General features: G+C 62.4%; 21 protein-coding genes. 14 read left to right on the forward strand and 7 right to left on the reverse strand.

Annotated features, from left to right (window positions below):
- The first annotated feature begins 82 nt into the window (after nucleotides 1–82).
- The gene (locus tag ACP7B3_RS11090; RefSeq protein WP_404485750.1) at nucleotides 83–991 is read left to right on the forward strand and encodes an SdiA-regulated domain-containing protein; all 909 of its coding nucleotides are present in this window, start codon (nucleotides 83–85) and stop codon (nucleotides 989–991) included.
- Here the strand turns inward: ACP7B3_RS11090 and ACP7B3_RS11095 are convergent, their stop codons facing one another.
- Together ACP7B3_RS11095 and rpiA are read right to left on the reverse strand one after the other, a co-directional pair.
- Entirely contained in the window at nucleotides 992–2,938 is a 1,947-nt protein-coding gene (locus ACP7B3_RS11095; protein WP_426178791.1) for an autotransporter domain-containing protein, read from the reverse strand. It abuts the gene before it with no gap.
- 366 nt (nucleotides 2,939–3,304) lie between these two features.
- The gene (rpiA, locus tag ACP7B3_RS11100; RefSeq protein ID WP_426178792.1) at nucleotides 3,305–3,976 is read right to left on the reverse strand and encodes a ribose-5-phosphate isomerase RpiA; all 672 of its coding nucleotides are present in this window, start codon (nucleotides 3,974–3,976) and stop codon (nucleotides 3,305–3,307) included.
- Between the two features lie 137 nt (nucleotides 3,977–4,113).
- Between rpiA and ilvA the strand changes: the two genes are divergently transcribed.
- Both ilvA and ACP7B3_RS11110 read left to right on the forward strand, forming a co-directional pair.
- Nucleotides 4,114–5,628, forward strand: a complete 1,515-nt coding sequence (gene ilvA / locus ACP7B3_RS11105) for a threonine ammonia-lyase, biosynthetic (RefSeq protein WP_145157825.1) — start codon at nucleotides 4,114–4,116, stop codon at nucleotides 5,626–5,628.
- A 40-nt stretch (nucleotides 5,629–5,668) separates the two neighbouring features.
- Nucleotides 5,669–6,082, forward strand: coding sequence for a DUF2269 family protein (locus tag ACP7B3_RS11110; RefSeq protein ID WP_242199795.1), 414 nt, complete (start codon nucleotides 5,669–5,671; stop codon nucleotides 6,080–6,082).
- 111 nt (nucleotides 6,083–6,193) lie between these two features.
- Here the strand turns inward: ACP7B3_RS11110 and ACP7B3_RS11115 are convergent, their stop codons facing one another.
- Nucleotides 6,194–6,850 carry an HAD family hydrolase gene (locus ACP7B3_RS11115; protein WP_145157820.1) on the reverse strand — a complete coding sequence of 219 codons (657 nt, stop codon included), beginning with the start codon at nucleotides 6,848–6,850 and terminating at the stop codon, nucleotides 6,194–6,196.
- A gap of 143 nt (nucleotides 6,851–6,993) precedes the next feature.
- Between ACP7B3_RS11115 and ACP7B3_RS11120 the strand changes: the two genes are divergently transcribed.
- Together ACP7B3_RS11120 and ptsP are read left to right on the forward strand one after the other, a co-directional pair.
- A complete protein-coding gene (locus ACP7B3_RS11120) occupies nucleotides 6,994–7,473 on the forward strand; it encodes an RNA pyrophosphohydrolase (RefSeq protein WP_003176750.1) in 480 nt (159 codons plus the stop codon).
- A 22-nt stretch (nucleotides 7,474–7,495) separates the two neighbouring features.
- A complete protein-coding gene (gene ptsP, locus ACP7B3_RS11125) occupies nucleotides 7,496–9,775 on the forward strand; it encodes a phosphoenolpyruvate--protein phosphotransferase (RefSeq protein ID WP_262206608.1) in 2,280 nt (759 codons plus the stop codon).
- Between the two features lie 100 nt (nucleotides 9,776–9,875).
- On the opposite strand, the gene ACP7B3_RS11130 is transcribed toward ptsP, so the two are convergent.
- A complete protein-coding gene (locus tag ACP7B3_RS11130; RefSeq protein WP_426178793.1) occupies nucleotides 9,876–10,622 on the reverse strand; it encodes an NRDE family protein in 747 nt (248 codons plus the stop codon).
- A 214-nt stretch (nucleotides 10,623–10,836) separates the two neighbouring features.
- Here ACP7B3_RS11130 and lgt point away from each other — a divergent pair, with 214 nt between their 5' ends.
- Complete coding sequence (lgt, locus tag ACP7B3_RS11135) at nucleotides 10,837–11,649, forward strand: prolipoprotein diacylglyceryl transferase (RefSeq protein WP_056857664.1); 813 nt, start codon at nucleotides 10,837–10,839, stop codon at nucleotides 11,647–11,649.
- A gap of 54 nt (nucleotides 11,650–11,703) precedes the next feature.
- A complete protein-coding gene (locus ACP7B3_RS11140) occupies nucleotides 11,704–12,537 on the forward strand; it encodes a thymidylate synthase (protein ID WP_106575719.1) in 834 nt (277 codons plus the stop codon).
- A 139-nt stretch (nucleotides 12,538–12,676) separates the two neighbouring features.
- Here ACP7B3_RS11140 and cadR read toward each other — a convergent pair whose 3' ends face one another.
- Nucleotides 12,677–13,126: a Cd(II)/Pb(II)-responsive transcriptional regulator gene (gene cadR / locus ACP7B3_RS11145; protein ID WP_145157813.1), complete on the reverse strand. Its 450-nt coding sequence runs from the start codon at nucleotides 13,124–13,126 to the stop codon at nucleotides 12,677–12,679.
- 85 nt (nucleotides 13,127–13,211) lie between these two features.
- Between cadR and ACP7B3_RS11150 the strand changes: the two genes are divergently transcribed.
- The 7 genes from ACP7B3_RS11150 to ACP7B3_RS11180 all read left to right on the forward strand — a co-directional run bounded on the left by ACP7B3_RS11150 (nucleotide 13,212) and on the right by ACP7B3_RS11180 (nucleotide 22,271).
- The gene (locus ACP7B3_RS11150; protein WP_426178794.1) at nucleotides 13,212–15,524 is read left to right on the forward strand and encodes a heavy metal translocating P-type ATPase; all 2,313 of its coding nucleotides are present in this window, start codon (nucleotides 13,212–13,214) and stop codon (nucleotides 15,522–15,524) included.
- Nucleotides 15,525–15,540: 16 nt separating this feature from the next.
- Nucleotides 15,541–16,404, forward strand: coding sequence for a LysR family transcriptional regulator (locus ACP7B3_RS11155; RefSeq protein WP_369301936.1), 864 nt, complete (start codon nucleotides 15,541–15,543; stop codon nucleotides 16,402–16,404).
- A 236-nt stretch (nucleotides 16,405–16,640) separates the two neighbouring features.
- Nucleotides 16,641–17,705 (forward strand): putative 2-aminoethylphosphonate ABC transporter ATP-binding protein, encoded by a 1,065-nt coding sequence (locus tag ACP7B3_RS11160; protein ID WP_426178795.1) that lies wholly within the window; start codon nucleotides 16,641–16,643, stop codon nucleotides 17,703–17,705.
- Nucleotide 17,706: 1 nt separating this feature from the next.
- Nucleotides 17,707–19,413, forward strand: coding sequence for a putative 2-aminoethylphosphonate ABC transporter permease subunit (locus ACP7B3_RS11165; RefSeq protein WP_426178796.1), 1,707 nt, complete (start codon nucleotides 17,707–17,709; stop codon nucleotides 19,411–19,413).
- Between the two features lie 22 nt (nucleotides 19,414–19,435).
- On the forward strand, nucleotides 19,436–20,458 hold the full coding sequence (locus ACP7B3_RS11170; protein WP_145157799.1) for a putative 2-aminoethylphosphonate ABC transporter substrate-binding protein: 1,023 nt from the start codon (nucleotides 19,436–19,438) through the stop codon (nucleotides 20,456–20,458).
- 125 nt (nucleotides 20,459–20,583) lie between these two features.
- On the forward strand, nucleotides 20,584–21,717 hold the full coding sequence (locus tag ACP7B3_RS11175) for a TIGR03364 family FAD-dependent oxidoreductase (protein WP_426178797.1): 1,134 nt from the start codon (nucleotides 20,584–20,586) through the stop codon (nucleotides 21,715–21,717).
- A complete protein-coding gene (locus ACP7B3_RS11180) occupies nucleotides 21,717–22,271 on the forward strand; it encodes a phosphonate degradation HD-domain oxygenase (RefSeq protein ID WP_426178798.1) in 555 nt (184 codons plus the stop codon). Before ACP7B3_RS11175 ends, ACP7B3_RS11180 begins: the two co-directional genes overlap by 1 nt.
- Here the strand turns inward: ACP7B3_RS11180 and ACP7B3_RS11185 are convergent.
- A complete protein-coding gene (locus tag ACP7B3_RS11185) occupies nucleotides 22,268–23,635 on the reverse strand; it encodes a GTPase/DUF3482 domain-containing protein (RefSeq protein ID WP_426178799.1) in 1,368 nt (455 codons plus the stop codon). The two genes, ACP7B3_RS11180 and ACP7B3_RS11185, sit on opposite strands and share 4 nt — an antisense overlap.
- Entirely contained in the window at nucleotides 23,628–25,007 is a 1,380-nt protein-coding gene (locus tag ACP7B3_RS11190; RefSeq protein WP_426178800.1) for a DUF2868 domain-containing protein, read from the reverse strand. Before ACP7B3_RS11190 ends, ACP7B3_RS11185 begins: the two co-directional genes overlap by 8 nt.
- Nucleotides 25,008–25,066 lie beyond the last annotated feature (59 nt).

Consider the following 25,066-nt stretch of genomic DNA (forward strand, 5'->3'; position numbering starts at 1 on the left):
CGTCAGACATCCGGCAGCGTTTAAGTTTAAATTCAGACAGGCGTGATATTCATTCGCCACTTTTTGACTTCGAGCTGCCCTGATGCGTCGATTCGCCCGCCCCAAACCCGCGTTTTTTACTGTGCTGCTGATCGCCCTGGTGGCCGCTGGTGTGGTCGCACAGCAATTGCGTCTGTTCGAGCGCGCATGGTTTAACTGGCAGGCCTGGCGCCAGCCTGCCGATGAGCGCTCCATCGGCCTGGCTGATTATCGCGTCAGCCTGGAAGCCAAGGTGATCGAAGGCCTCGACGATGATGTCTCAGCCCTCACCTATGACCCGGTGCGCAAGAGCCTGTTTACCGTCACCAATAAAAACGCCGAGCTGGTCGAACTGTCCCTGGACGGCAAGATTTTGCGGCGCATTCCGCTGGTGGGCTTTGGCGATGCCGAAGCGGTGGAGTTCATCAGCGACAACATCTACGTGATCAGCGATGAGCGTCAGCAGCGGCTGATCAAAGTGCACGTGAACGACGACACCCAGTTCCTCGACGCCGCCGATGCGGAGCAGATGACATTGGGCGTACACATGGGCGGCAACAAGGGTTTCGAGGGCCTTGCCTACGATTCGGTCGGCAAGCGCCTGTTTGTGGCCAAGGAACGAGACCCGATGCTGATTTACGAGGTGCACGGTTTCCCTCATTTCAAGCCGGAAAAAACCTACTCGGTGCACGTCATCAACAACCCCAAGCGCGATGCCGGACTGTTTGTGCGCGATCTGTCGAGTTTGCAATACGACGAGCGCAGCGGCCATCTGCTGGCGCTGTCGGATGAGTCGTTTCTGGTGCTGGAGCTGGACATCGACGGTCGCCCGCTAAGCAGCCTTTCTCTGCTCAACGGGCGCCATGGCCTGCAAAAACGTGTGCCTCAGGCCGAGGGCATCGCCATGGACGACGAAGGCAGCTTGTACCTGGTCAGCGAGCCCAACCTGTTTTACGTGTTCAAGAAACCCTGATCAAAACATCCACTGCACACCCAGCGAATAGCCGGTCTGGCTGCCTTCGGCATGCCCCAGGCGGCTGTTTACCTCGGCGTAAACGCCCAGCTGCGGGGTGATCGCCAACTGGCTGCCGACTTGGGCGCGGCCAAAGCTTTTGTCCACGGCACCGAGCGTGGCGGTGCGCGCCCGGCCGTCGGCGTGGGCGGTCAGTTGCAGGTCGTCGAGACGTCCGTCAGCCAATTCCTTGACCCAGGCGATGTCGCCGTAAGGCAGCAGGCTCAAGCCATAGGGCAGGGCGACGGCACCGCGTACGCGCCAACCGAGGCTGGCTTCCAGGGAGTCGAAGGATTGCTCCTGATACTCAAGCGCCGTGCGCAGGTTCTGTTTCTCGTGGAATTTATCGATGCGCGCGTGACTGTAATCCAGACCGGCAAACGGCCCACTCTTGACCGTGCCGAAGTCGAAGTCGTAGCCGCCCAGGACGCGCGCGCCCAAGGACAGAGCGTCGGTGTTGCCGCTCAGTTGCTGATTGAGCAAGATCGGGCCGCCATTGGCCTGGATCAACAGGTTGCGCTTGGAATCAAAGCGCGTACGCCCGACGCTCAGGTCGCCGGCCAGCCAGCTCGGCCCGCCGTCGTTGAGCAAGGCATAGACCGCCGCCTGCCAGGTGTCGCTGTCGAGTTTGCCGCGGTGTTCGAGGGTGTCGCGCCCGTTGAGGTAGCTAAGGCTGGCGCCGATGTTCAGGCTGGACGTGAGTTGGTAGTCGCCCAGCGCATGCACGCCCAGGCGCCGCGCCTCGGGGTTGAGCGGGCTGTCGAAGCCGCTGTCCGGGCTGTATTCGCCATCCACGCCAATTTCGCCATCAAAACTGCCGGCCTCGCGGCTGGCGGACTGCAAGGTCAGCCAGCGCCGATCATGCAGCCGCACCATGGCCTGGTGCTGGCGCTGCAAGTTGTCTTGCATGTTGCGCGCAACGGCGCCGCCCGAGGCGGTCGAGGCCGTCAGGTCGGCGTTGGTCAACTCCAGTACCAGGCGGCTGAGCAGGCGCGAATAGTCACGCAGGCGCTGGTCGATGCGCGCCTGGCCGAAGGCATCGGTGAGCACGGCTTCGTTGTCCTCGGCCGGGTCATGCCAGGTGGAGCCACCCGGAATTTTCGGGTTGTTGGTCTGGGTGTAGCCGTCCAGGTCGCCCAGCTCCCAGTTGGTGGCTTCGATATACAGAATCGGGATGTTCAGCGGCTCGAACGGCTCGCCATCGCTGCAACAGCCGGTGCCCTTGGGGTATTGCGGGTCCAGGCCAGGGTTGGTGAACAGTGGGATGTTCAATTCCTTGGCGATCTGGAATGTGTGCTCGCGCAGCGAGGCCAGAGCGGGGTTGGCCGCGCTGTTCTGGCCGGCGTGCGCGTACATCATGTCGCCGGTGATCAGGCTGTCGAGGTTGATCATCGCCAGCATGTTCGCGCGCTGGCTGGCGCTGAGTGAGTCGACAAACGCCTTGGAGCCGCGCAGGCCTTCTTCTTCCGCGCCGAAGCCGACGATTTGCAGACCGTTTTCCAACTGCAGGCCGCCCAGGTTCTTCGCCACTTCGGTCAGCACGCTGGCACCGGAACCATTGTCGTCCAGGCCTTGCAGGGTCGGGCGGCCGAAGTAGGTGTCAAAATGCGCGCCAATTACCACGTATTGCGCCGTGGTGCCGGCGGCGTAGGCCACCACGTTTTGCGAGGCGCGAGTGCCGTTGTTCCAGGTGAAGTTCTGGCGACTGAGGCTGTAGGCCGAGCCCATCTGGCTTTGCATCCAATCTGCTGCGCCGGCGAAATTGGCGGTGCCGCGATACCGGCCGGGGTAATCGTTGATCAGCTTTTCCAGGGTGGTGTTGGCGTGCTGGCCGTAATCGTAGGCCTGGGTATGTGTCGACAGCAGGCTGGCGACCACGCTGATCGCGAGGGCTAAGGGCTTTATCACAAGGTCGTCCTTGAGGTGTGGGGAAGGTCAAGCCCAGACCCATTGCACAATGCGCGCCTCATTCCTTGAGCAACTGCAAAGTGGCGCATGGTTAAACGCGTGGGTCGCCTGGCTGTAATTTGTAACGGATTTGATACTGAGGAAGGTACGACATGCCGTCAGGTGACGCACGATTTTGGCGAGGGGATGCAGCGAAAAGTAGCATTCTTGTTACATAAATATCGAGGTCAGCACATAGCAAATGTGGGAGCGGGCTTGCTCGCGAATGCGGTGTGTCAGGCAACTGATTCAGCGACTGACACACCGCATTCGCGAGCAAGCCCGCTCCCACACAAACCCGGCTCCCGCAGGGGGATTCGCGGTTTTTTAAGCTTTGAGGGTTTTCACGCCTTCAGAGGTGCCCAGCAGCAATACGTCCGCTGGACGCGCGGCGAACAACCCATTGGTCACCACGCCGACGATCGCATTGATCTGCGTCTCCAGCTGCACCGGGTTGGTGATCTGCATGTTGAACACATCAATGATGATGTTGCCGTTGTCGGTCAACACGCCTTCGCGGTACACCGGGTCGCCGCCCAGCTTGACCAGCTCGCGGGCCACGTGGCTGCGGGCCATCGGGATCACTTCCACCGGCAGCGGGAATGCGCCGAGTACCGGCACCAGCTTGCTGGCGTCCGCGATGCAGATAAAGGTCTTGGCCACGGCCGCGACGATCTTCTCGCGGGTCAGGGCAGCGCCGCCGCCTTTGATCAGGTTCAGGTGTTCGTCGCTTTCATCGGCGCCGTCGACATAGAACTCCATGTCGCTCACGGTGTTGAGCTCGTACACCGGAATGCCATGGCCCTTGAGGCGCGCGGCGGTGGCTTCGGAGCTTGCCACGGCGCCGTCAAACGCACCTTTGTGCTGGGCCAGCGCATCGATAAAGCAGTTGGCGGTGGAGCCGGTGCCGACACCGACGATGCTCTTGTCGTCGAGTTTAGGAAGGATTAAATCGACGGCGGCCTGGGCCACTGCCTGTTTGAGTTGATCCTGGGTCATGCGGGCTCCGGAACGGGCGGGGAGTTATCGAGGGCGGCGAGTATAACCCAACAAAACCTCGGGATTCGTGTGGTCGCCCGGCCAAAAGCCGGGTTAGACTCCTTGGCCCTGCCCAACCTGCTCAGTGATTCCCGCCGATGCTTGAACAGTACGTCAAAAAGATCCTCACCTCGCGCGTCTACGACGTTGCCGTAGAAACCCCTTTGCAGACCGCCCGCCAGCTCTCCGAGCGGCTGGGCAACAAGGTCTGGCTCAAGCGTGAAGACTTGCAGCCGGTGTTCTCGTTCAAGATTCGCGGCGCCTACAACAAGCTGACGCAACTGAGCAGCGAGGAACGTGCGCGCGGCGTGGTCACCGCGTCTGCTGGCAACCACGCCCAGGGCCTGGCCCTGGCGGCCAAGGTGCTGGGGGTCAAGGCCACCATCGTGATGCCCAAGACCACCCCGGAAATCAAAGTTGAAGGCGTGCGTTCGCGTGGCGGCAAAGTGGTGCTGCACGGCGATTCCTTCCCGGAAGCCCTGGCCTACTCGCTCAAACTGGTCGACGAAAAAGGCTACGTCTACATTCACCCCTACGATGATCCGCACACCATTGCCGGGCAGGGCACCGTGGCGATGGAGATTCTGCGTCAGCACCCTGGGCCGCTGGACGCGATTTTCGTACCGGTGGGCGGCGGCGGGCTGATCGCCGGTATCGCGGCGTACGTGAAATACCTGCGCCCGGAAATCAAGATCATCGGCGTCGAGCCGGACGACTCCAACTGCCTGCAGGCCGCCATGGCTGCCGGCGAGCGTGTGGTGCTGCCGACTGTCGGTATCTTTGCCGATGGCGTGGCGGTGGCGCAGATCGGCCAGCACACCTTCGACATCTGCAAAGACTATGTGGACGAAGTGATCACCGTCAGCACCGATGAAATCTGCGCGGCGATCAAGGACATCTACGACGACACGCGCTCCATCACCGAGCCCGCTGGCGCGCTTGGCGTGGCGGGTATCAAGAAATACGTGGAAACGCGGGGCATCACCGGGCAAACCCTGGTGGCCATCGACTCCGGCGCCAACGTCAACTTCGACCGCCTGCGCCACGTGGCCGAACGCGCCGAGCTGGGTGAAGGCCGCGAAGCCATCATCGCGGTGACTATTCCCGAGCAACCGGGCAGCTTCAAGGCGTTCTGCGAGGCTGTGGGCAAGCGCCAGATCACCGAATTCAACTACCGCTACCACTCCGGGCGCGAGGCGCACATCTTCGTCGGCGTGCAGACGCACCCGGAAAACGACCCGCGCAGCGCGCTGATTGCCAGCCTCACCAGTCAGGGTTTCCCGGTGCTGGACCTGACCGAGAACGAACTGGCCAAGTTGCATATCCGCCACATGGTCGGCGGGCACGCGGCCAAAGTCAGCGATGAGCTGGTGTTCCGTTTCGAATTCCCGGAGCGTCCGGGAGCGTTGTTCAACTTCCTGAACAAACTGGGCGGGCGCTGGAACATCTCGATGTTCCACTACCGCAACCACGGCGCGGCCGATGGCCGTGTGGTCGCAGGCCTGCAAGTGCCGGCGGACGAGCGCCATCTGGTGCCGGCGGCCTTGGCGCAAATCGGCTACCCGTACTGGGATGAAAGCGAAAACCCGGCTTACCAGCTGTTCCTCGGTTAAGCGACTACGCTGACTGAGCGGCCTTCAAGGAATCAAGACCATGGAAACGCTGACCACCCTCAAGGTGATCCACATCACCGCCACTGTGTTACTGCTGCTCAGCGGCCTGGGCCTTGCGGTACTGGCCTGGCGCAAACGCAGCGTCGGTCCGACCGCTACCGTGCAACGTCCGTGGGCGTTTGTGTGGTTGCTGATGGGGGTGTGCATGGTCAGCATGCCGTTTACCGGCTGGTGGCTGGTGCATATGACCGGCTGGCCGCTGGGCCAAACCTGGATTCTGGGCTCCAGCATCCTCTACACCGTGGCGGCGCTGGCCTGGTTCTGGCTGGTGGCGCGGCTTAATCGCCTGCGTAAAGGCGAGGGCGGTAGCCTGAATTTCACGTTGGTGCTGGCGGTGGTCAGCCTGGTGGGGTTTGTGGCTATTGCCGGGTTGATGGGTGCCAAGCCGGTTTAAGGCTTGAGACCGCGTCGGCTGCATCGGGGGCAAGCCCCCTCCCACACTCGACCGCATTCCAAAGGATCTACTCGGTTAAATGTGGGAGGGGGCTTGCCCCCGATAGGGCCATCAGCTACGCAGCGTAATCACCGGCCAGCCACGCTTCTGGGCCTCAGCCCGCAAATTCGGATCCGGATCCACCGCCACCGGGTGGGTCACTTGCTCCAGCAACGGCAAATCGTTCATCGAGTCGCTGTAGAAGTAGCTGTCTTCCAGGCTGTACCCGGTTTCTTCCAGCCAACGATTCAGGCGCGTCACTTTGCCTTCACGGAAGCACGGCACATCGGTGCTGCGCCCGGTGTAGCGGCCATTTTCCATCTCGCATTCAGTGGCGATCAGGGTTTCAACGCCCAGGCGTGCGGCAATCGGCGCGGTGACGAAGCGGTTGGTGGCGGTGATGATCACCAGCTTATCGCCCGCAGCGCGGTGTTTGGCCAGCAGTTCCACGGCCTTGGGCAGCATGATCGGCTCGATGCAGTCGCGCATGTAATCGTTGTGCCACTCGTTCAACTGGGCCATCTCGGTGCGGCCGAGGATTTCCAGGCAGAAGTTCAGGTACTCGGCGTTATCCAGCGTGCCGGCCAGGTAGTCCTGGTAGAACTCGTCGTTGCGGGCCTTGTAGGCCACCGCGTCGAGAATCCCGCGTTCGCAGAGGTAATCGCCCCAGGCGTGATCGCTGTCACCGCCCAGAAGCGTGTTGTCCAAGTCGAATAAAGCCAGGCGCATTGCAGTTACTCGCTGAAAAGTCTGTAAAAAGGCGTCCAGAATACGGTCTTTTCACAAGAGTGCACATAAGGTAAGAAGCCTCGTTGCCGCTGGAACAACCTTTGTGGAACAATGCGGCGACATGCGTTTGCGAGGTTGTTGCCGTGATCGACCCCGATGGTTTCCGTCCTAATGTCGGGATTATTCTTACGAATGATGCCGGACAGGTGCTATGGGCTCGCCGAATCAACCAAGATGCCTGGCAGTTTCCTCAAGGCGGAATCAACCCCGACGAAACCCCTGAAGACGCCTTGTACCGTGAGTTGAATGAAGAAGTCGGCCTTGAGCGCGAAGATGTGCAAATTCTGGCCTGTACCCGGGGCTGGTTGCGCTATCGTTTGCCGCAACGCCTGGTGCGTACCCACAGCCAGCCGCTGTGCATCGGCCAGAAGCAGAAATGGTTTCTCCTGCGCCTGATCTCCAACGAGCAGCGGGTGCGGATGGATTTGACCGGTAAACCGGAGTTCGATGGCTGGCGTTGGGTCAGCTATTGGTACCCGTTGGGCCAGGTGGTGACATTCAAGCGCGAGGTTTATCGTCGCGCTCTCAAAGAGCTTGCCCCGCGCCTTTTAGCGCGCGACTGACGACGGAGTTCGACCCCGAGCCATGCTCAATACGCTGCGCAAGATCGTCCAGGAAGTTAACTCCGCCAAGGATCTCAAGGCGGCGTTGGGGATTATTGTGTTGCGCGTCAAGGAAGCCATGGGCAGCCAAGTCTGCTCGGTTTACCTGCTGGACCCCGAGACCAACCGTTTTGTGCTGATGGCCACCGAGGGCCTGAACAAGCGCTCCATCGGCAAGGTCAGCATGGCGCCCAATGAAGGTCTGGTGGGCCTGGTGGGGACGCGTGAAGAACCCCTGAACCTCGAAAACGCGGCCGATCACCCGCGTTACCGCTACTTTGCCGAAACCGGCGAAGAGCGCTACGCCTCGTTCCTCGGCGCACCGATCATTCACCACCGCCGCGTTGTCGGCGTGTTGGTCATCCAGCAAAAAGAACGCCGCCAGTTCGACGAAGGTGAAGAAGCCTTCCTCGTGACCATGAGCGCGCAGCTCGCCGGGGTTATTGCCCACGCCGAGGCGACGGGCTCGATTCGCGGCCTGGGCCGTCAGGGCAAGGGCATCCAGGAAGCCAAGTTCGTCGGCGTGCCGGGTTCGCCGGGTGCTGCCGTCGGTACGGCGGTGGTCATGCTGCCACCGGCCGACCTCGATGTGGTGCCGGACAAGACCGTCCACGACATCGACGCCGAAATCAAACTGTTCAAGACCGCCCTGGAAGGCGTGCGCGCCGACATGCGCAACCTGTCGACCAAGCTGGCCACGCAACTGCGTCCCGAAGAGCGCGCGCTGTTCGACGTGTACCAGATGATGCTCGACGACGCGTCGCTGGGTAATGAAGTCAAAACCGTGATCAAGACCGGCCAGTGGGCCCAGGGCGCGCTGCGCCAAGTGGTCACCGATCACGTCAACCGTTTCGAGTTGATGGACGACGCCTACCTGCGCGAGCGTGCCTCGGATGTGCGTGACCTTGGTCGCCGTCTGTTGGCCTACCTGCAGGAAGACCGCACCACCAACCTGGTCTACCCCGACAACACCATCCTGATCAGTGAAGAGCTGACCGCCACCATGCTTGGCGAAGTGCCGGAAGGCAAACTGGTGGGCCTGGTTTCGGTGCTGGGTTCGGGTAACTCCCACGTCGCGATCCTGGCCCGGGCCATGGGTATTCCGACGGTCATGGGCCTGGTGGACCTTCCGTATTCCAAGGTCGACGGCATCGACATGATTGTCGATGGCCATCGCGGCGAAGTCTTCACCAATCCCAGCGAGCTTTTGCGCAAGCAATACGCCGAGGTGGTGGAAGAAGAGAAACAACTGGCGCTGGGCCTGGATTCGCTGCGCGAACTGCCGTGCGTGACCCTCGACGGCCACCGCGTGCCGCTGCTGGTGAACACCGGCCTGCTCGCCGATGTGGCCCGCGCGCAACAGCGCGGCGCCGAAGGGGTAGGGCTGTACCGCACCGAAGTGCCGTTCATGATCAACCAACGGTTCCCGAGCGAGAAGGAGCAGCTGGCGATTTATCGCGAGCAACTGCAAGCCTTCCACCCGTTGCCGGTGACGATGCGCAGCCTGGACATCGGCGGCGATAAGTCACTGTCCTACTTCCCGATCAAGGAGGACAACCCTTTCCTTGGATGGCGCGGCATTCGAGTAACCCTCGATCACCCTGAAATTTTCCTCGTACAGACCCGCGCGATGCTCAAGGCCAGCGAAGGCCTGAACAACCTGCGCATCCTGTTGCCGATGATCTCCGGCACCCATGAGCTGGAAGAGGCTCTGCATTTGATTCACCGCGCCTGGGGCGAAGTCCGTGACGAAGGCGCCGACGTGCCGATGCCGCCGATTGGCGTGATGATCGAAATTCCGGCGGCGGTGTACCAGGCTAAAGAGCTGGCGCGGCAGGTGGACTTCCTTTCGGTCGGCTCCAACGACTTGACCCAATACCTGCTCGCTGTGGACCGTAACAACCCGCGGGTGGCCGACCTCTACGACTACCTGCACCCAGCCGTGCTGCAAGCCCTGCAACACGTGGTGCGCGACGCCCATGCCGAAGGCAAGCCGGTGAGCATCTGCGGTGAAATGGCCGGCGACCCGGCCGCAGCGGTGCTGTTGATGGCGATGGGCTTTGACAGCCTGTCGATGAACGCCACCAACTTGCCGAAGGTGAAGTGGATGCTGCGCCAGGTGAACCTGAACATGGCCAAGGAATTGCTGGCCGAGCTGATGACCATCGACAACCCGCAAGTTATCCACAGCTCGCTGCAATTGGCGCTGAAGAACCTGGGGCTGACGCGGATGATCAACCCGGCTTCTGCAAAAAACCTCTAAACCGAGGGGCCGCCATCGCGGGCAAGCCCGGCTCCCACAGGGGAATGCATTCCACACTGTGGGAGCTGGCTTGCCTGCGATGAGGCCGGCCCAAGCACCGCTAAATCCTGAGTTCCACCTCGCCCAGCCGGCCACCCAGCGGCCCAAAGCTGCGCTCGACCATCTGCCGCGTCCCGTCGGCATTCACAATCAATGCCGTGCTCGCCCGCGTCCCATAACTGGGGCTGGCGATGAACACGCTCGACAGCAGACTTTCGGTCGCCAACCCCACGCCGGTGTCCGGCAAGTCGGCAAACGGCGCGGTCTGCGGGTCGCTCAAGATGTCCAGCAAAGCCTCCGGCTGCGGGTTTTCCAGTAACTCGCTTAGAGCCGCCTTGGCCTTGAGCAGCTTCGGCCATGGCGTATCCAGCCCGGCGTTGGACAACCCATAAACCCCGGCCTTCAGTTGTGTCGGTGTAGTCTCATTGGCGTTGTAATGCCACAGTTCGTTCTGCGTGCCCACTAACAGGTTAAATCCGGCATATTCAATTGAACGGCCATTAACGTCGGCTAAGTAGTCGTCAATTGACAGCGAACCGGCGAGGAATCGCGCCACAAGCTCCCCGCGCGACTTACGTGACGGCGGCTGGTGCGGGTCGCGGATATTGGTCAGGGCCGCAAAACGCCCCTCGGCGTTCACCCCAAGCCAGGTGCCACCCGCTTCCTGGTCGCGGCCGGCGTAAATGTGCGGCGCATCCGGCCATTGGGCCAGCGGCAGGCTGGGGCGGGCGTAGAACTCATCACGGTTGGCCGCGACGATCAGCGGTTGGGCGTGGCCCGGCCGCCAGGCGAAAACTATCAGGCACATCAGGCGATCCCTTTTGTGTTTTCCCTCACTCTACCCACACAACGGCGGGCGTTCCATCGTATCGAAGTTGGGCCGCACGCCTTCCATCCGTTAACATGCGTGGCTATTGGGCGCGTGTGAACTTCTTAATTTGAAATAGCGGCTGTAACGCAGGCTTAATCGCACACCGGCATGGTCCGGTGCGTCATGACTAATGATTTAACGAGGAGTCGCAATGCTGCCTTACCCGCAGATCAACCCGGTGGCCGTGGCTATCGGTCCGCTGCAAATCCATTGGTACGGGTTGATGTACCTGATCGGCATCGGCGGTGCCTGGCTGCTGGCTTCCCGGCGCCTGAACCGTTTCGACCCGACCTGGACCAAGGAGAAGCTCTCCGACATGGTGTTCTGGATGTCGATGGGCGTAATCGTCGGCGGGCGGCTCGGGTATGTGCTGTTTTACGACCTGCCAGCCTATATCGCCAACCCGACGCTGATTTTCGAAGTGTGGAAGGGCGGCATGGCATTCCACGGTGGGTTTGTCGGCGTGATGATCGCCGCGTGGTGGTTTGGCCGCCGCAACGGCAAGTCGTTCTTCCAGCTGATGGACTTCGTCGCGCCGTTCGTGCCGATTGGCCTGGGTGCTGGGCGGATCGGTAACTTCATCAACGCCGAGCTGTGGGGCAAGCCGACCGACGTGCCGTGGGCCATGGTGTTCCCGCCATTCAGCGACCCGGCGCAGTTGCCGCGCCATCCGTCGCAGCTCTACCAGTTCGCCCTGGAAGGTGTGGCACTGTTCCTGATTCTGTACATCTTCTCGCGCAAGCCACGCCCAACCATGGCCGTGTCGGGGATGTTCGCGCTGTTCTACGGGATCTTCCGCTTTATCGTCGAGTTCGTGCGTGTGCCGGATGCACAGCTGGGCTACCTGGCGTGGGGCTGGTTGACCATGGGCCAGATCCTCAGCATGCCGATGATTCTGGCGGGCCTGGGCCTGCTGTGGTGGGCTTACAACCGTCCGCAGGGCATCAAGAACGCCGCGCTTTAAATTCGAATGCCGAGGCTTTTGCGTAGCCTCGGCTTCAACGATACGGGTAAAAACATGAAGCAATATCTCGAACTACTGAACGACGTCGTGACCAATGGATTGACCAAGGGCGATCGCACCGGCACCGGCACCAAGGCTGTGTTCGCCCGTCAGTATCGGCATAACTTGGCCGACGGCTTCCCGCTGCTGACCACCAAGAAGCTTCATTTCAAGAGCATCGCCAACGAACTGATCTGGATGTTGAGTGGCAACACCAACATCAAGTGGCTCAACGAAAACGGCGTGAAAATCTGGGACGAATGGGCCACCGAAGACGGCGACCTGGGCCCGGTGTACGGCGAGCAGTGGACCGCCTGGCCGACCAAGGACGGCGGCAAGATCAACCAGATCGACTACATGGTCGACACGTTGAAGAACAACCCCAACAGCCGTCGCATCCTATTCCACGGCTGGAACGTCGAATACCTGCCGGACGAAACCAAGAGCCCGCAGGAAAACGCGCGCAACGGCAAGCAAGCGCTGCCGCCGTGCCACCTGCTGTACCAGGCGTTTGTGCATGACGGCCATCTGTCTATGCAGTTGTACATCCGCAGCTCCGACGTTTTCCTCGGCCTGCCGTACAACACCGCGGCGCTGGCGTTGCTGACCCACATGCTGGCCCAGCAATGCGACCTGATCCCGCACGAGATCATCGTCACCACTGGCGACACCCACGCGTACAGCAACCACATGGAACAGATCCGCACTCAGCTGGCGCGCACGCCGAAAAAGCTGCCGGAACTGGTGATCAAGCGCAAACCTGCGTCGATCTACGACTATAAGTTCGAAGACTTTGAAATCGTCGGCTACGACGCCGACCCAAGCATCAAGGCTGACGTGGCCATCTAAAGGCTGTCCTGGTCTCAATGGATGGGCTTGTGTGGGAGGGGGCTTGCCCCCGATAGCAGTGGTTCAGTCACCCGGTTAGTGACTGACAGACTGCCATCGGGGGCAAGCCCCTCCCACATTAGAACCCTGTTCGCTTGAGTTAATGGCCGTGGCTTCTGCCCACATGCGAAGGCTCCGCCTCGCTGGCTGCCACACTGCCGCTGACCTCCAGCCGCTGCAAAATCGCGCATTGATCCATTCCCGGCCCACCGCCGCAGCGTTGGCGCAGGTCCAGCAATTGCTCCTGTAACGCCAGCAGCCCATCGATCCGCGCTTTCACGTGGTGGATATGCTCATCAATCAACGCATTCACGCTTTCGCATTGGTCCTGAGGACTGTCGCGTAGGCCGAGCAGGCTGCGGATTTCTTCGAGGGTCATGTCCAGGCTGCGGCAGTTGCGGATAAAGATCAGCCGCTCGGTGTGCGCCTGGGTGTACACGCGGTAGTTGGCATCGGTACGCGCCGGGGGCGGCAGCAGGCCTTCCTTCTCGTAATAACGGATGGTTTCCACCTGACAGTCGGTCAGTTTGGCCAATTCACCGATCTTCATCGCAGCAATCTCCAAATGGGTGCTTGACCCTATAGTGGCTACAGGGTCTTTACTTGGCAACAGGCACCTTTACGGACGCGACAGAATGAGCGACTCCATCCACACCCCCAAAAAGCATGATCACAAGCACGATCACGATCACGATCATGACCATGACCATGACCATGACCATGACCATGGCCACGACCACGGCGCCAAACTGACGCCGGTCAAAAAGCACGACCACGCCAGCCACGGCGACACTTGCTGCTCCAGCAAGGCAGCGCCCGCCGTGGTCACATTGAGCGAAGCGCCGACCGCCGGCTCGCGCCTGAGCACCTTTCGCATCGAAGCCATGGACTGCCCCACCGAGCAGACGCTGATCCAGAACAAACTGGGCAAGCTCGCTGGCGTGCAGCAGCTGGAATTCAACCTGATCAACCGTATCCTCGGCGTCACCCATGACCTGCCGAGCACTGCGCCGATCATCGACGCGATCAAATCCATCGGCATGCAGGCCGACCCGATCGAAGAAGGCGCCCCCGCCGCCGCACCGCCGGCCAAGAAACACTGGTGGCCGCTGGCGCTGTCCGGCGTCGGTGCATTGGGCGCTGAAGTGCTGCATTTCACCGGCGTAGCCCCGACGTGGGTGATTGCACTGGTGGCACTGGTGTCGATCCTCAGCGGCGGCCTCACCACCTACAAAAAAGGCTGGATCGCGCTCAAGAACCTCAATCTGAACATCAACGCGCTGATGAGCATCGCAGTCACCGGCGCGATCCTGATCGGCCAATGGCCGGAAGCAGCGATGGTGATGTTCTTGTTCACCGTCGCCGAGTTGATCGAAGCCAAGTCCCTGGACCGAGCGCGCAATGCCATCAGTGGCTTGATGCAGATGACCCCGGAACAAGCCACGGTGCAGCAAGCCGATGGTGGGTGGGTCGAACAAGAAGTTAAAAGCATCGAACTTGGCGCCATCGTGCGGGTTAAGCCCGGCGAGCGCATCGGCCTGGACGGTGAAGTCACCGCTGGCCAATCCACCATCGACCAAGCGCCGATCACCGGCGAAAGCCTGCCGATTGAAAAGGGCGTGGGCGATAAAGTCTTCGCCGGCACCATCAACCAGGCCGGTTCGCTGGAATACAAAGTCACCGCCGCCGCTAACAATTCAACGCTGGCGCGCATCATTCACGCCGTGGAACAGGCCCAAGGCGCTCGGGCGCCCACCCAGCGCTTTGTCGACACCTTCGCCAAGGTTTACACCCCGGCGGTGTTCTTGTTTGCCCTGGGTGTGGCGATTATCCCGCCACTGTTTATGGCGGGCGTCTGGTTCGACTGGATCTACCGCGCCCTGGTGCTGTTGGTAGTCGCGTGCCCCTGTGCGTTGGTGATCTCCACCCCCGTGACCATCGTCAGCGGCCTGGCCGCGGCAGCGCGTAAAGGCATCCTGATCAAAGGCGGCGTGTACCTGGAGGGCGGTTACAAGCTCGACTACCTGGCCCTCGACAAAACCGGCACGATCACCCACGGCAAGCCGGTGCAAACCGATTACCTGGCGCTGTTTCCCAATCTCGAAGACAGTGCGCCGGCCCTGGCTGCCAGCCTGGCCGGGCGCTCCGACCACCCGGTGTCGCTGGCCATCGCCAATGCGGCTGTGGATAAAAACCTGCAGAGCCACGTTGTGGATAACTTCGAGGCCCTGGCCGGGCGTGGTGTGCGCGGCGATATCAACGGCGAAACCTATCACTTGGGTAACCACCGCCTGGTGGAAGACCTTGGCCTGTGTTCACCCGAGCTTGAAGAAAAGCTCTTCGCGCTGGAGAAACAAGGCAAGTCCGTGGTGTTGCTGCTCGACAAGTCCGGCCCGCTGGCGTTGTTCGCCGTGGCCGACACGGTCAAGGACAGCAGCCGCGAAGCCATCCAGCAACTGCACGACCTGGGCATCAAGACCCTGATGCTCACGGGCGACAACACCCACACCGCCCAGGCGATTGCGGCCCAGGTCGGCATCGACCAGGCCCAGGGCGACCTGTTGCCCACCGACAAACTGCAAGCCATCGAAACCCTCTACGGCCAAGGCCACCGCGTGGGCATGGTTGGCGACGGCATCAACGATGCCCCGGCGCTGGCCCGCGCCGAGATCGGTTTTGCCATGGCCGCCGCCGGTACCGACACCGCCATCGAGACCGCCGACGTGGCCTTGATGGACGATGATTTGCGCAAGATCCCGGCTTTCATTCGGCTCTCCCGGCAAACGTCGAGTATCCTCAAGCAGAACATCGCCTTGGCGCTGGTGATCAAGGCGATCTTCCTCGCAGTCACCTTCCTCGGCATGGCGACCATGTGGATGGCGGTGTTCGCCGACATGGGCGTCAGCCTGCTGGTGGTGTTCAATGGCCTGCGCCTGTTGCGCAAATAATTGATGTGAGGGTGGCGTGCTGAGTGCCGAGTTAAAGGCGTTTTTTATGGTCGCCCGCCTGGGCAGCATTACCCAGGCGGCGAAAAAACTCGGGCTGAGCCAGCCCACGGTGACTACCCAGATTCGCAACCTGGAAAGCCAATACGGCGTTGAGCTGTTCTACCGTGGCGGGCGCCGCCTTACCGTCAGCGACGACGGCGCGCGCCTGCTGCCGATGGTCAAGGCGCTGTTGCAGCAGGAAGCCGACATCGAGTTCTTTCTGCGCAACAACGGACAGGTCCAGGGCACGTTACGGATTGCTGCAACGGCGCCGTATTACATCCTCGACCTGGTCAAAGCCTTTCGCGAACGCCTGCCGCAAGTGGAGGTGTCGGTGGAAATCGGCAACTCCCAGCAGGTGCTCGAAGCGCTCGACGATTACCGCGTCGATGTCGCCGCGTCCTCCCAACTGCTGGAAGACCCCCGCCTGATTCGCCGCGTGCTGGGCACCGATCCTTTGGTGTTGGCGGTGCACCGCAATCATCCCCTGGCCACGCTCGATCACGTGCCGCTCAATGCGTTGGCCGGGCATACCTTGCTGATGCGTGAGGCGGGCTCTACCACGCGGCGGCTGAGCGAAGAAATGCTGCAGGGCGCCGGGGTGAGTTACGGGCCGTTGCTGGAGATTGGCAGCCGTGAGTCGATCCGCGAGGCGGTGCTGCGCAACATCGGCATCAGCATCATCGCTCGTCAGGAAGTGCCTCATGACCCGCAGTTGCGCGTGCTGACCATCGAGAACGCGCCGCAGATTGCGGAGTATTTGTACTGCCTCAAGGAACGCAAGTCGGCGCGCCTGCCGGCGGCGTTTCTTGGGCTGGCGCAGGAAATGTCGCCCCTCTGAACCTTGCTGGTGGCCTTTGAATCGCCATCGCAGGCAAGCCAGCTCCCACCTTTGAATGCGTTCACACATCAAAATGTGGGAGCGGGCTTGCCCGCGATGGCGTCAGCCCTGACGACACAGCCTCCAAATCCTACCCAAATCCACCAATACCACTATCACCGCATTTTGCCTTCCTGCCACATCAGGTACGCATTGCCCACCTAGCATGGCCTTCATCCGTTTGATGAGGCGCCTCCATGAACACAGCCCTGACCCACCCCGGCGCGCCGATGACGGTGCGCGGTATCCACAAACGCTTCGGTGCCTTTACTGCGCTGGACGATGTGTCCCTGGACGTCGCCGCCGGCGAGCTGGTGTGCCTGCTGGGCCCGTCCGGTTGCGGCAAGACCACCTTGCTGCGCTGCATCGCCGGCCTTGAACGCCAGGACAGCGGTGAGCTGCGCCTGGGCAACCGCGACGTTTCCCTACTGCCGCCGCAGGCGCGGGACTACGGCATTCTGTTTCAGTCCTACGCACTGTTTCCCAACCTCACCGTCGAGGCGAATATCGGCTACGGCCTCACCGGCAGCGGCCGCGATGAGGTGCGCAAGCGCGTCGGTCAGATGCTCGAACTGGTCGGCCTGCTGGGCAGCGAAAAGAAATACCCCGGCCAACTTTCCGGCGGCCAGCAACAACGCATCGCCCTGGCCCGTGCCCTGGCACCGGCGCCCTCGCTGTTGCTGCTCGACGAACCCATGTCGGCCCTCGACGCCCGCGTGCGCGAGCATTTATGCACCGAGCTGCGTCAGCTGCAGCGGCGCCTGGGTATCACCACGCTGATGGTCACCCACAATCAGGACGAGGCCATGCTGATGGCCGACCGCATTGCCGTGATGAACAACGGCAAGGTCGAGCAATACGCCACGCCCCAGGAAATCTACGACCGCCCGGCCACGCCGTTTGTGGCGGAGTTTGTCGGCCAGGGTAACTGGCTGCCGTTCAGCCGCAACAGTGCAAGCCATGCCCAGGTCGGCGGGCTGAACATGCGCCTGGCCGACGATGCTGGCGTGGCGAAATCCGGGCGCTTGTTCTGCCGCCCGGAAGCCATCAGCGTCAACCCGCCGGTGCATGAAGAAAACCTGTTCCCGGCCAAGGTTCGCGAAATCACGTTTCTTGGCAACCGCTGCCGCATGCGTTTTGAACTGGAACAATTGCCCGGCCACGCGCTGCTGGCCGAGTTGGCCCCGGAAGCCATGCCACGCCTGGGTGCCCAGGACATCTGGGTCGCCTTGCCGCCGCGCAGCCTGCAGGTGTTTGCCTGAGATGGCGGCTGTGATGACCCTGCCGCGTCCGGTATCGCGCGCCGAAAACGGCGACCGTATTTTTGTGCTCGGCGGCAAACTGCTGTGGCTGGTGCTGCTGGGTGTCGCCGTATTGCTGCCATTGCTGGCAATCTTCTGGCGCGGTTTCAGCAGTGAAGCCGGGCAGGGCGGCGGTCTTGCTGCGGCGCGGGAAATGCTCACCAGCGCTAACTTCCACTGGCTGCTGGGCAATAGCCTGAAAGTCTCTCTCAGCGTGGCGGCCATCGTCGTACCGCTGGCCTATCTGTTTGCCTACGCCCTGCAACGCACGCTGATTCCCGGCAAAGCGATGTGGCGTGGTCTGTCACTGCTGCCGTTGATGGCGCCGTCGATGCTGCCGGGGATTGCGCTGGTGTACCTGTTCGGCAATCAAGGCCTGTTGCGCGGTGTGCTCTCGGACAATATCTACGGCTTCTGGGGCATTGTTCTCGGCGAGGTGATCTACACCTTCCCACACGCTTTGATGATCCTGCTGTCAGCACTTTCGCTGGCGGATGCGCGGCTTTTCGATGCGGCATCAAGCATGGGCGCCAGCCCCGCGCGGGCGTTTCGCAGCATTACCTGGCCGGCCACGCGCCAAGCTGTGTTCGCCGCGTTTTGCCTGGTGTTCACCCTGACCATCACCGACTTCGGTGTGCCCGTTGTGGTCGGCGGCGATTATCAGGTGCTGGCGCTGGAAGCCTACAAGGCGGTGGTCGGCCAGCAGCAGTTCGGTCGCGGCGCGTTGATCGGCATGGTGTTGCTGCTGCCGGCGCTGTTCAGCTTTGGCGTCGATGCCTGGCTGCGCCGTCGGCAGGGCGATGCCATGAGCGGCCGCGCCCAGGTGTTCCAGCCGGCACCGTCGCGGCTGCGTGATGGTTGCTACCTGGCCATTGTGTTGCTGATCTGCGCGGTGTTGCTGCCGGTATTCGGCATGGCGGTGTATTCCTCGCTGGTGAAATTCTGGCCGTACAACCTGTCGTTGTCGCTCAACCACTACCAGTTCGAAGACACGGCCGGCGGCGGTTGGCTGGCCTACCGCAACAGCCTGACCATGGCGCTGTGCACGGCGCTGATCGGCAGCGTGTTGATCTTCACCGGCGCCTACCTGATGGAAAAGACCAAAAGCCAGAAGGGCCTGAACCTGGCCCTGCGCATGCTCAGCTTTGTGCCGATGGCCGTGCCGGGCCTGGTGTTGGGCCTGGGCTACGTGTTCTTTTTCAACCTGGGCGGCAACCCGCTGCATGTGTTCTACGGGACGATGACCCTGCTGGTGGTGTGCACCATTGCGCACTATTTGACCACCGCGCAGATGACCGCGACCACGGCGCTGCGCCAGCTCGACAGCGAATTCGAAGCCGCCGCGCTGTCCCTCAAGGCGCCGCTGTACCGCCACTACCTGCGTGTCACCGTGCCGATCTGCCTGCCGGCGCTGCTGGACATCGTGCGCTACCTGTTTGTGTCGGCGATGACCACCGTGTCGGCCGCAATTTTCCTCTACAGCCCCGACACCATCCTCGCCGCCGTCGCCGTATTGAACATGGACGACGCCGGCAACGTGGGCGGTGCGGCGGCCATGTCGACCTTGATTCTGTTCACCTCGGCCGGCGTCTCGCTGCTGCTGGCGTGGGCCTCACGTGGCGCACTGCGTCGCTCTCAAGCCTGGCGCCAGACCGCGCCCGGCCAATAACCATCCTTGAAGGAGGTGCTCCATGTTCAAGCCCCTGGCGCTGGTCGCTGCCGTACTCACCGCATTCAGCCTGAATGCCTTCGCCAAGACCGAGCTGACCGTGTACACGGCCCTCGAAGCCGAGCAGTTGAAGACCTACAAGCAGGCCTTCGAAAAGGCCAATCCCGACGTCGAGATCAAATGGGTGCGCGACTCCACCGGCATCATCACCGCCAAGCTTCTGGCCGAGAAAGACCGCCCGCAAGCCGACGTGGTCTGGGGCCTGGCGGCCTCTAGCCTGGCGATTCTCGATCAGCAAGGCATGCTGGATAACTATGCGCCGAAGGGCCTGGACAAAATCGGCAAAAACTACCGCGACGCTGCCAACCCGCCGGCGTGGGTCGGCATGGACGTGTGGGCCGCAACCATCTGCTTTAACACCATCGAAGCCCAGAAACAGGGCCTGACCAAGCCGGTGAGCTGGCAAGACCTGACCAAGCCTGAGTACAAGGGCAAGATCGTGATGCCCAACCCGGCCTCCTCCGGCACCGGCTTTTTGGATGTCAGTGCCTGGCTGCAAACCTTCGGCGAGAAGCAGGGCTGGCAGTACATGGACGACCTGCACCAGAACATCGGCCAGTACGTTCACTCCGGTTCCAAGCCGTGCAAGCTGGCGGCCTCGGGTGAATTCCCGATTGGTATTTCCTTCGAGTACCCCGCCGTTCAACTGAAACGCCAGGGCGCGCCGCTGGACATCATCCTGCCCAAAGAAGGCCTGGGCTGGGACATTGAAGCGACTGCCGTGATCAAGGGCACTGCCCACGCCGATGCGGCTAAAAAGCTCGCGGACTTCTCCGCCAGTGCAGCGGCGATGGACCTGTACAAAGACAACTTTGCCGTACTTGCCCAGCCCGGTATCGCCAAGCCGCAGACCGAATTGCCGGCCGATTATGAGCAGCGCCTGATCAAGAACGACTTTGCCTGGGCTTCGAAAAACCGCGACAGCATCCTGACTGAATGGCGCAAGCGCTATGACGGCAAGTCCGAGAAGGTGGCCGGTCAGTAAGGTTTTCGTTAGGGCTTATGGCCTCATCGCAGGCAAGCCAGCTCCCACATTTGACGGTGTTCACAAATCAAAATGTGGGAGCTGGCTTGCCGGCGATAGCGGCTTCGAATTCAGGACATTTCTTCATGACACAACGCAGCGACCTGCTCATCATCGGCGCCGGCATCCTCGGCCTGTCCCACGCCTACGCCGCCGCCAAACGCGGCCTCAAGGTCAAGGTATTCGAACGCAGCGCCACGCCGCTCGGCGCCTCAGTGCGCAACTTTGGCCAGGCGCTGGTCACCGGCCAACCGCCGGGGCCGATGCTCGACCTGGCCCTGAAAAGCCGTGATATCTGGGGGCATTGGGCGCAGGTCGCCGGCCTGCAGCTCAAGCGCAAGGGCTCATACCTGTTTGCGCGTACAGAGGCGGAGGAACAGCTGTTGGAAGCTTTTTGCGCCGGTCGTGCGCAGGCTTACGGCTACAACGTCGAACTGCTGCAAGGCGCGGCGATGAAGGATCTATATGGCGGCCAGTTCCGCCATCACCGCGCCGCGCTGCATGGCAAGGACGATCAGCAGTTGTATTCGCGCGAAGCGATTCCGGCGCTGATCAACTACCTTCGCAGCGAATTGAAGGTGGAGTTTCATTTCTCCACGCTGGTGCGCGACGTTGAGCCCGGCCACGTGCACACCACGGCGGGGAGCTTTCGTGGCGAGCAGGTCATTGTGTGCTCCGGCCACGACTACCAAACCCTGCTGGCGGAATCGATCGCCGAACTCAACCCGAGTGTCTGTCGCCTGCAAATGCTGCGCGCCCGCCCAGCCGTCAACCTGAACCTGCAACACGCGTTGCTCACAGGCCTCAGTTGTGTGCATTACGGCGCCTTCGCCGATTTGCCGGAAGCGGCGCCCGTGCGGGCGCAAATCCTGCGCGATGCACCGCATTTGCATGCACACGGCATTCACTTGCTGATCAGCCCGACGCCTTATGGCGACCTGATTATCGGTGATTCCCATGACTACGGCCGCGATGCCTCGCCGTTCAATACCGAGCAGGTCGATGACTGGATGATCGAACTGGCGCAACAGACCCTGGGTTGCAAGGTTCAGGTGGTGGAGCGCTGGCAGGGCGTGTATGGCGCGCGTGGACCGGGGCCGTTTTCGTTCCTGCGCGTAGCACCGGGCGTGAGCGCGGCGTTGATGCACACCGGCGTGGGGATGAGCGTCGGGCCGGCGATGGCCGAACGAAACATCAGCACGGTGTGGGGTGAGGCGTGATGAACCCGGAACAGGCGATTGCCGAACTCTTCGGCTTGTACGAGCTGCATGGCACGGCGGACTACATCGGCGAGCCGGTGTCGCAGATCGAACACATGTCCCAGGCCGCACAGTTGGCCATGGCTGAGGGCTTTGACGATGAAGTGGTGCTGGCAGCGTTTTTCCACGACATCGGGCACCTCTGCGGCCAGGCCGGCGAGAACATGGGCGGTTACGGCGTGGTCAGCCACGAGCGGCTGGGCGCGGATTATTTGCGCCGCGCAGGGTTCAGCGAACGCATGGCCAGGCTGGTGGAGTATCACGTGCAGGCCAAGCGTTACCTGACCTTCAGCCAGCCGGCCTATTACGCCCGCTTGAGCGAAGCCAGCCGCCGAACCCTGAGTTACCAGGGCGGCGTGATGAGCGCCGAAGAAGCCCAGGCGTTCGAGCAGGACCCGCTTTGTTCGGTGAGCCTGCGCATGCGCCACTGGGATGAGCAGGCCAAAAACATGCACGTGCCGGTGCTGGACCTTGAAGTGTTGAAGGCCAAGGCCCGGCAACTGCTGACGGCTTAGCGTTCATCCAGGCGCAGGGCCAGCGCCTCGACCTGTTCCTGGCGCTCGGCCTGGCTGAGTTTGGCGTGAGGGTTCAGGGACGACCATTGCGGGTGCGCGCGGGCTTTATGCAGCGCGTCCGGCAGCTTGCCCTCGCGCCAGGTTTTGTCCTGGGGCGTGTCGACCTTGATGCTGTGCATCGCCGCATGGCCACGCAGGTTCAGGGCCTTGAGCAATTGGCGCTGGCGCAAGGCGAGCAGGCGCAGCACGCTGTCGTCGACGGTCAGCTCGCGATGGCCCTTGATCTTGCCCAGCAGACGGCTGCCGTAGCTGCGGGCGGTTTGCAGCGCACCGCCGGCAATCGCACCGGCAATCGCGGCGACGCCCAGGGTCAGGCCGCCAACCAGCAAATCCACGCCGGCCCCGGCGGCGGCGCCTGCGGCGATCCCGCCGCCGACGCGCACGCCAAGTTGCTTGAGGGTTTCGGGGTTGAACAGGTCATCGCCCCAACGGCCATCGAGCAGCGGCAAGTCGCTGGCGGTGGCGTCCTGCGAGCGAAAGCCGAAAAGTTTGAGCAGGGCTTCCACGCATTTTTGTTCGCGCTGGCGCACGGCCTTGCGTAAATCGCCGATGGCTTGCTGTTCATCCTCGGTGACCACGCTGCGCCGGCACGCGGCGCAGTCGATCAACAACTCGGCGATCAACCGCGCGGCGCTCTGCTGGCGGGCCTGGCGCTGGGCTTGCTGATCAAGGATCAACCGTTCCAGCTGCGGCCGCGCATTCTCCAGCAGCAGGGCCAGGCTTTCATACAGGCGGCGCTCCCCGTCTTCCGGCGGCGCGACGCTGTCGAACCGCACCAGCGCATGCAGGCCCAGGCGGGCCAGGGCTTCGCGCCAGTCGGGTTCGCGGTGGTCGCTGCTGCTGACGAAGTTGAGCACCGGCAGCAGCGGCTTGCCGCAACTGGCCAGCACTTGCAGCTCGTCGCGGTACTTGGCCAGCACCGGCTCGCGAGCGTCGATCACATACAGGCCGGCGTCGCAGGCCAGCAGTTGGCGCAAAACCTTGGCCTCCTGTTCGAAACGCTGGCGCGCTTCGCTGCCTTCCAGGAAACGCGCCAGGCGTGCCGGGCCGTCCAAGCGCTCGCCGGGGCGATCCAGGCGCTCCAGGTAGTCGAGCAATGCGATCGCGTCTTCCAGGCCGGGCGTGTCGTACAGCTCCAGCAAGGCTTCGCCGTCGACCGACAACCGTGCGCCTTCCACATGCCGCGTGGTGCTGGGGCGATGAGAGACTTCGCCGAAGCCGACGTCACGGGTCAGCGTGCGCAAAAGCGAGGTCTTGCCGACATTGGTGTGGCCGACCACGGCCAGTTTCAGCGGTTTAGTCATGACCGGTCTCCAGCCATGTGAGCGGCGCGCAGTCGGCGAAGGGCAGTTCGAGTTGGTGCAACGCGGCGTGCCAATCGCCAAGGCGCTCGGCGTCCAGCGCCTGGCCGGGCGGTGCCTGCAGCAGCCACACGCGGGTGGCCGTGGCGCTGCGTGCCAGTTCGGCGATCAGCGCCAGACTGCCACGGTCAGGCGAGCGACGAGGGTCGCAGGCGATGGCCAGGCGTGCGGGTGGGAAGCGCGTGAGCTGTTCCAGCAGTTTGTTGCGCGATTCGCGGCTGTCCAGAATGCCGGCGTTTTTGATGCTGGCCGGTAATTTGGGCGGCCACGGGTGCTGATCGTCGAGTTCGATGGCCACCAGCAGGGCGCCGTCGCTCTGCAGTTCGCTGACGCCACCGCTGACCTGGTGCAGCTGTTCGGGCGCTGCATCGTTGACACCGAGCCGTTCGCTGCTTGGCATCAGGCGTTCGCGCAACGGGCTGTAGCCGGGCAGGTTGAGGTCCAGGCGCAAGGCGGCGCGCCCGCGTTTCCAGCGCCACAGGCACAGCAGCGCGAGGATCAACCGCGGCAGCAGGCCGTAGACCAGCAGCACGCCCACCAGCCAGGCGGCCCAGGCTTGGCGTGCGCTTTCGATATTCAGGGCGGAGTCGCCGCTGGCGCGGATCATGTCGACGGTCGGCACGTTAAAGCCCAGCAGCGCGGGCAGGCTGCCGAGGGCTTGGGTGACGGCGACAAAGGTGTCGGCGCCCAGGATGGTGGTTTCCCACACAAAACCGTAGCGCCGGGTGGCCAGCAGTGTCAGCAAAATCACCACGGCACTGAGCAATGCCAGCAACCACAGGCTGTTGACCAGTACACCCACTGCCCAGCGATTGAGTTTGTGGCGTTGCAGCAACAGCAGCAGTGCCGGCGCCAATTGAGCCGCCTTGGCATCACGCGCGAATTTTTCGCTGAGCCACAGCCACAGGCGGCCGAGGCTGGCGCTGTGCTCGCCGGCAAACGCCAGGCCCAAGGCCCAGCTCAGCAGCAGAATCAGGTTCAAGCCGAGCAGACTGCCCAGCGCCCAGAACACATTCACCGGGGTCAGGCCGTTACCCAGCGCGGCAAACGCCAGGCCGGCGCCACTGATCACCGCGACCACGGCCAACAGCACCAGCGCCAAACGGGCGCCTTGCAGCCAGCGGGTGAGGGCGGCGGTCAGTCCGTCGCGTTCGGCCAAGTGCAGGGCGCGCGTCTGGATGCGCGTCGGCAAGTCGCCACCGGCCGTGCGGGCCAGGCGGTTGGCTTCCAAGTCTTCGAGTGGGCCGGCGTGTTCTTCACGCAGGCGCACGGTTTCTGTCAGCCAGAGGGTGTGCAGGGGATTCAGAGCAGTCACGCGCCGTCCTGTTGAGCAAGTGAGGTTGGAGCATAACCGCTGACTCGCAGCTCTGGTAT

The sequence above is a fragment of the Pseudomonas sp. TWRC1-2 genome (assembly GCF_049896685.1).
In the GTDB taxonomy this organism is placed as follows: Bacteria; Pseudomonadota; Gammaproteobacteria; order Pseudomonadales; family Pseudomonadaceae; genus Aquipseudomonas.

What these genes read in the sequence shown, in the direction of transcription:
- ACP7B3_RS11090 (WP_404485750.1), top strand. Translation starts at nt 83, where the DNA reads ATGCGTCGATTCGCCCGCCCCAAACCCGCGTTTTTTACTGTGCTGCTG.
- rpiA (WP_426178792.1), bottom strand. Translation starts at nt 3,976, where the DNA reads ATGACCCAGGATCAACTCAAACAGGCAGTGGCCCAGGCCGCCGTCGAT.
- ilvA (WP_145157825.1), top strand. Translation starts at nt 4,114, where the DNA reads ATGCTTGAACAGTACGTCAAAAAGATCCTCACCTCGCGCGTCTACGAC.
- ACP7B3_RS11110 (WP_242199795.1), top strand. Translation starts at nt 5,669, where the DNA reads ATGGAAACGCTGACCACCCTCAAGGTGATCCACATCACCGCCACTGTG.
- ACP7B3_RS11115 (WP_145157820.1), bottom strand. Translation starts at nt 6,850, where the DNA reads ATGCGCCTGGCTTTATTCGACTTGGACAACACGCTTCTGGGCGGTGAC.
- ptsP (WP_262206608.1), top strand. Translation starts at nt 7,496, where the DNA reads ATGCTCAATACGCTGCGCAAGATCGTCCAGGAAGTTAACTCCGCCAAG.
- ACP7B3_RS11130 (WP_426178793.1), bottom strand. Translation starts at nt 10,622, where the DNA reads ATGTGCCTGATAGTTTTCGCCTGGCGGCCGGGCCACGCCCAACCGCTG.
- lgt (WP_056857664.1), top strand. Translation starts at nt 10,837, where the DNA reads ATGCTGCCTTACCCGCAGATCAACCCGGTGGCCGTGGCTATCGGTCCG.
- ACP7B3_RS11140 (WP_106575719.1), top strand. Translation starts at nt 11,704, where the DNA reads ATGAAGCAATATCTCGAACTACTGAACGACGTCGTGACCAATGGATTG.
- cadR (WP_145157813.1), bottom strand. Translation starts at nt 13,126, where the DNA reads ATGAAGATCGGTGAATTGGCCAAACTGACCGACTGTCAGGTGGAAACC.
- ACP7B3_RS11150 (WP_426178794.1), top strand. Translation starts at nt 13,212, where the DNA reads ATGAGCGACTCCATCCACACCCCCAAAAAGCATGATCACAAGCACGAT.
- ACP7B3_RS11160 (WP_426178795.1), top strand. Translation starts at nt 16,641, where the DNA reads ATGAACACAGCCCTGACCCACCCCGGCGCGCCGATGACGGTGCGCGGT.
- ACP7B3_RS11165 (WP_426178796.1), top strand. Translation starts at nt 17,707, where the DNA reads ATGGCGGCTGTGATGACCCTGCCGCGTCCGGTATCGCGCGCCGAAAAC.
- ACP7B3_RS11170 (WP_145157799.1), top strand. Translation starts at nt 19,436, where the DNA reads ATGTTCAAGCCCCTGGCGCTGGTCGCTGCCGTACTCACCGCATTCAGC.
- ACP7B3_RS11175 (WP_426178797.1), top strand. Translation starts at nt 20,584, where the DNA reads ATGACACAACGCAGCGACCTGCTCATCATCGGCGCCGGCATCCTCGGC.
- ACP7B3_RS11180 (WP_426178798.1), top strand. Translation starts at nt 21,717, where the DNA reads ATGAACCCGGAACAGGCGATTGCCGAACTCTTCGGCTTGTACGAGCTG.
- ACP7B3_RS11185 (WP_426178799.1), bottom strand. Translation starts at nt 23,635, where the DNA reads ATGACTAAACCGCTGAAACTGGCCGTGGTCGGCCACACCAATGTCGGC.